The organism is Schlesneria sp. (genome assembly GCF_036405755.1).
Lineage (GTDB): Bacteria > Planctomycetota > Planctomycetia > Planctomycetales > Planctomycetaceae > Schlesneria > Schlesneria sphaerica.
The window spans coordinates 1-5,428 of sequence record NZ_DASWWZ010000213.1 but is presented as its reverse complement, the minus strand read 5'-3'; the positions used below and the strand labels follow the sequence as shown (position 1 = coordinate 5,428).

Sequence of the window (5,428 nt, the reverse complement as noted above, 5' to 3'; positions counted from 1 at the left end):
AGTAGTACCCGGACGGCTCGCTTCTGGGTGATCGAGACGCGCATCGCTCTGTTCCGACTCAGAAGTCATCCACCTCCTGCAGAGCGATGGCTCCTTCGACTTTGGAGGATGCGGCGAGGGATCTGTTCATCATCTCCTGGGTGATGAGTCCCTTCGTCTGGAACTCACTTTGCATTTGTCGATACATGTTGAGATTTGCCTGGTCCCCCTGCTCTTCAAATTTCTTGATCAGTGCTTCGAGGAGCTTGGCGACGACGTCCTTATCCTTCGCAGTTGCCTGACCTCGTTCGATCAGGTCCCGCTTGCCTTGCAGGAACAGGACTTGCCGCTGTGTTTCTGCCTGTGTGATGACTCGACGGACATCGCCAGTACGAACGAGTGTCCGATTTTCGTCGGGTGTTGATTCGACGGCGATGTTTGCTTCGACGCGACCACCAGTGACTCCCAATCCGGGGACGTCGTAGGTCAACGTCGCCTTGGCCAGTCGAAACCGGCCGGCATCGCGTGCGGGGACTGTGCTGCGGAACAGCAGTTCGTAGATTTTACCTCGTTCCATGTACTCCAGTGGAATGTCCACGGAATTGCCGGAATCGGGCTGCATGTCCCCGACGTACAAAACTTCAGGTTTGGTACGGTACAGTTCTCGCACAAAGATTTCGGGTGAAAGCCATAGTTTCAGTGAAACATTCGTGGCCAGGATATTCTTCTGACCGGTGAAGAAACGCTGGAAGCAGTCCTCCGCCTCACGTTCATTTCGAATGTTATCGAAAGACCCGCCCAGTGTGGTTCGGCAGACTTCCAACAGAAAGTCGGCGCGTGAATCGCCCGTGCCGAAGGCACAGATCGGCAGGTGAAAATCTTCACCCAATTGCTTGGCCTCTCTGAGGGCGAGGTCCGGATCGCTGTCTTCTCCGTCGGTCAGGAGAACGATGCGCTGGGTTTCGGTCTCTGAAGCCGTTCCCGTCCCGGAGCGACTCAGGATCTTCCGGACTTCGCCGAAGGCCTTGGAGAGCGACGTTCCTCCGCCCCCGACATCAATCAGTTCGCGAACGGCATCATCAAGTTGAGGACCTTTGGCTAAAGCCCTTGCGAGGGTGTGTGGCTGGTCGTCGAATCCGATGAGCGTCATCCGGTCGATCGGGGCCATCCGTTCTACCAGGTGCCGTACCACGTTGACGGCGACGGCGCGGCGAGATGGAACGGTTGCTTCCACCTCGGACATCATGATCCATTCGACCATCGATCTGCCAACCACTTTGGTATTGGAATCAGGTTCGATGAGCGTCAGCATCGAACCACTGACATCAACCAGCACGATCAGGTGAGCGGGCAGACTACTTCCCTGCCCCGATTCCATCAGCGCCCCCAGGCGGACCGGGTTGGGTTTAATTGTCACAAGACTATAAACGTCAGCGGAACGTCCGCTTAAAACGGCGGGCTGATCGAGTCGGCATTCCAGCAAGAATTCTTCAGCCAAGGTTAGCCCTTTCCAGAGAGGACGACTTGAGACGGTCCGTGAGCCGATCTGATGACGATGCAAGTGATGTTGTCGCCGTAGCCTGCGGGCTCGGCTTCAGAGGGAAGTCGCTGCCGCGAGTTCGCACTTTCCACCATCGCTTCCGCGATTGCTTGTGTACTCCCGCTGCTGTTGGCCTCGGCAATCGTGACGAGGTCTTCTGGATTGAGGAAGACTCGCTCTTCCACAAGTCCATCCGAGCAGAGAACGTAAATTTCATCCGGATTGATCCGCCATTGACTGAGTTGGGGACGTGCTCGTTCCAGGTCGGCGACGAGCTGCCCGCCGGCCAGTTCACGACAAGCACCCAGACAATAACGAAGCGCTTTCCCCGCAGCTCCCATTTCCTGTACCTGCTCGGGCGGGACCCCTTCTCTCAATAGCGATGTGGCGACATCACCATCGACGGTCAATTGTTCGGCTCGCCCCTGTGAAATCAGGTACGCTCGACTGTCACCGACGTTTGCGAGGTAGAGATCTCGACCGTCAATCAGTGCGACCAGTGCAGTGCTGCTCATCAGATCATTATCGTGCACAACTTCCGGACGGTCCGGAATGGACAGGGCGTCGTTGACGATCGCCTGGCTGGCCGATTGACAGGCGATTTCCAGGATTGTGTTCCAATCGGGCTTGGCCAGAGGTGCGAGACCGAGAATCTGTTCGCGGACAGTCGCGACCAGTGTGTCGCAGCCCAGCTTACTGGCCCGCTCGCCCGATCCCACACGCGAATGCGTCACTCCATCTGCCACGATCAACAGCTGAATTTCGCTTTGATGCACGGGGATCGTATGGACGACGGCCTGATCCTGATTGACGGTCCCCGCGGACAACTTTGCTCGCCCGGTTTCACATTGCCAGCCAATTTCGAGAGTGGTTGACGGGACAATGGGGTCGAACACCTCGACGGGGGGGGGCGATTTTTTCCGCCCGAACAGACGCTGTAACACGTTCCGCTCCTCGGAGGGAGTCGGGGGCGCTGCCGATGGGAGATAATGTGACCGCAAATGATCGCCAGCGGCTCGCTCCAGTTGCTGGATCAGTTCGAGGGGTGAAGCGTGTCGCTGGCTGGCATTTTTTGACAATGCCTGACTCAACGCAGGCCAGATTCCTGTGGGAAGTTCAGGACGGTAAATTCGCAAGGGGGGGAAGTCGAACCCAAATGCTTCCAGTCCAAGGTCCGAGAAGCCGTGTCGTTCGAGTCCTGCCAACCGGTAATACGCAGCAAGTGCCAGGTGGAAGACGTCTGTTTGTGGACCAACCTGGTCATCCCGGAACTGGCACACTTCCGGTGGAGAGAACCTTTTCGAGATTTTGGCCAGATGACTGGGACATTTCCCAGCAGGAAACAATCGCCAGTCCAGATTCGTGATGCGGACGTGGTTGCCCCGGAATTCCACTGCCTCCGGGTCGAAATCGAGCCACACATGTCCTGATTGGTGCAACGCATCCATCGCCGTTGCGAGCTTCCTGCACCAGACAAGTGTCTCGGTGACGAGGTTCTCGATAGTGATTTCGGTGGTGTCTGAACTAGCGTAACGTTCCGCTGGCCAGGCCTCGGCGAAGATCAGGGCTCCTCCCCCCGTCTCAAGTACATGGATGGGGGGTAAGATCTCGAGGACCACGGCCTGGCGCGTCTTCAGGTCGGCAGCGAGTTCGGTCCAAAGCTCTGGACGGATGCCGTGAATGCGAAGTCCGTTCAAGTTTGAGCTGATCAGAAAAGAGCCGTCCGGGTTGTTCGGCCAGTTGACGCTGAAACAACCAGGGCCCCAGGTCTCTTCGGGAACATTCTCCTGCCCAGGAGAGGTAGGAAGCGGCAGCTCGAACTGACAATGTTCACAGAATGATTCGTCCCGGGAATGTCGTCCACAACGCGGACACATCGTTCCCTCAATGGAAGTTTCTATCACTTGAGGGAATTCAGAGGTGTCCTGGAAATCCGGAGTCTGTGTCATCAATCCGGACCTGTCTTAGATGAATTAACTTCGGTAATGGAATGATAACTCTCAATACTCAGCGCAGTCGCAATTTGCAATTCGTTATCTGGTCTTGATGCTGCTGCTCGCCCAGTTTTTGAGCGATGACGAACTGATGTTCAAGAGGGCCGCCCCCTGTCCCTCGTGAAGAGGAACCAGGGGGATGGCTTCCGAATCAGCTGCACGATTACGACAAACTCATCGTTACGGTCTTCAATTCGGTGTAGTTGGCGAGAGCGATTTCGCCATTTTCGCGTCCCATACCGCTCATTTTAAAACCACCGAATGGGGCTGCAGCATCGAAGACATCGTAACAGTTGACCCATACGGTCCCTGCTCTCACTCGTGCGGCAAACTGATGAGCTCTGGTGACATCACGCGTCCAGATAGCCGCAGCGAGGCCGTAATAAGTACTGTTAGCGCGTTCGATGATATCGTCCGTATCCTTGAAGGGGAGAATGCTGAGGACGGGGCCGAAGATTTCATCGCGGGCAATCGCCATGTTATCTGTGACGTTCGCGAAGACGGTGGGTTCAATGAAGTAACCCTTATCCCCGAACCTGTTCCCCCCCGTCAGGCATTGTGCCCCTTCCGATTTGCCCTTGTCGATGTAGCCCATGATTTTCTCAAACTGGTCCGCATCGACCTGAGGACCCTGCGTCGTCTGAGTATCGAATGGATCACCCAGCTTCCTGGCGCGAGCCCGAGCGACGACTTTCTCGACGAACTTGTCATAAATCGACTGCTCAACGAACAGGCGAGAGCCGGCGCAACAGCACTGACCCTGGTTGAAGAACAGTCCGAACTCGGCACCGGCGACAGCGGCATCAAGATCCGCATCGGCGAAGACGACGTTGGGACTTTTACCTCCCAGTTCGAACGTAAGCCGCTTGAGAGTCCCTGCGGCATCCACCATGATCTTCTGGGCGGTTTCGTAGTGTCCGGTAAACGCGATTTTGTCGACGCCGGGATGCTTAACGATGGCTGCACCGGTCTGGCCGAATCCCGTTACGACGTTAATGACCCCGTCGGGAATCCCTGCCTCTTGAGCCAGTTCCGCCATCCGCAGACAGGTCAGCGGGGTCTGCTCAGCCGGCTTCATGACAATGGTACACCCGGCAGCGAGCGCGGGTCCCCACTTCCAGGCGGCCATCAGGATGGGGAAATTCCAGGGGATAATCTGTCCCGCGACTCCGACGGGTTCACGGCGTGTGTAGCAGAAGTAATTGCCGCGAATGGGAATCGTGTCCCCTGTCAGCTTGTCTGCCCAACCGGCAAAGTATCGCAGGCAATCGATGGCCAGTGGAAGGTCGGCTGCTTTTGAGTCGCTGATCGGCTTTCCATTATCGAGCGTTTCCAGTGCGGCGAGTTCTTCGAGGTTTTTCTCCATGAGATCGGCCAATTTGTTCATCAGCCGACCCCGGTCGCGTGCGTCCATCTTGTGCCAGGGGCCCGATTCGAAGGCGGCACGGGCGCTCTTTACAGCGGCGTCCACATCGGCGGCGTCACCTTCAGGAACTTCCGCGATGACGCTTTCATTGACGGGATTGAGAGTGGAAAACCGCTTGCCGCTGCGGGACTCCTGCCACTTCCCACCGATCAACATATTCGTTTGGCGGATCTTTGGTACCGGGACTGTTGTGGAAGCCATGCCAGATCTCCTGAGTTTAAAATGAATGGAACGCAATCCATACTCGGTGAAGGGTTCTTGCGCGAGTCTGTCTGATAGCGGCCTCTCGTAGAAAGAGAGGAACTGTTTCTATTGTATCTCCTTCTCGCCTGTTGCGGGGAGAAGTGACCTCACATTCACGCAGTTTCGTCTAGACTACCGCCGGAGCGATGGTCTCTCCAGCAACCGCTGGAGTACCTCTGCATTGATCGATTCCCCTGATGGAAATTTGGCCGAGAAAGTGATTCGATGCCTGCTGTAAATCAATTC

Annotated in this window: 3 protein-coding genes; all 3 read right to left on the bottom strand. The window is 56.3% G+C overall.

Annotation, left to right across the window (positions count from 1 at the left end):
• Positions 1–58: 58 nt before the first annotated feature.
• The 3 genes from VGE80_RS07305 to VGE80_RS07295 all read right to left on the bottom strand — a co-directional run bounded on the left by VGE80_RS07305 (position 59) and on the right by VGE80_RS07295 (position 5,140).
• Positions 59–1,477 carry a VWA domain-containing protein gene (locus tag VGE80_RS07305; RefSeq protein ID WP_440592177.1) on the bottom strand — a complete coding sequence of 473 codons (1,419 nt, stop codon included), beginning with the start codon at positions 1,475–1,477 and terminating at the stop codon, positions 59–61.
• Positions 1,478–1,479: 2 nt separating this feature from the next.
• A complete protein-coding gene (locus tag VGE80_RS07300; RefSeq protein ID WP_397569273.1) occupies positions 1,480–3,216 on the bottom strand; it encodes a PP2C family protein-serine/threonine phosphatase in 1,737 nt (578 codons plus the stop codon).
• A gap of 460 nt (positions 3,217–3,676) precedes the next feature.
• Entirely contained in the window at positions 3,677–5,140 is a 1,464-nt protein-coding gene (locus VGE80_RS07295) for an aldehyde dehydrogenase family protein (protein ID WP_373653046.1), read from the bottom strand.
• Between the last annotated feature and the right edge of the window lie 288 nt (positions 5,141–5,428).

Coding starts and splice junctions, on each gene's coding strand:
- VGE80_RS07295 (WP_373653046.1), bottom strand. CDS start 5,140: ATGGCTTCCACAACAGTCCCGGTACCAAAGATCCGCCAAACGAATATG.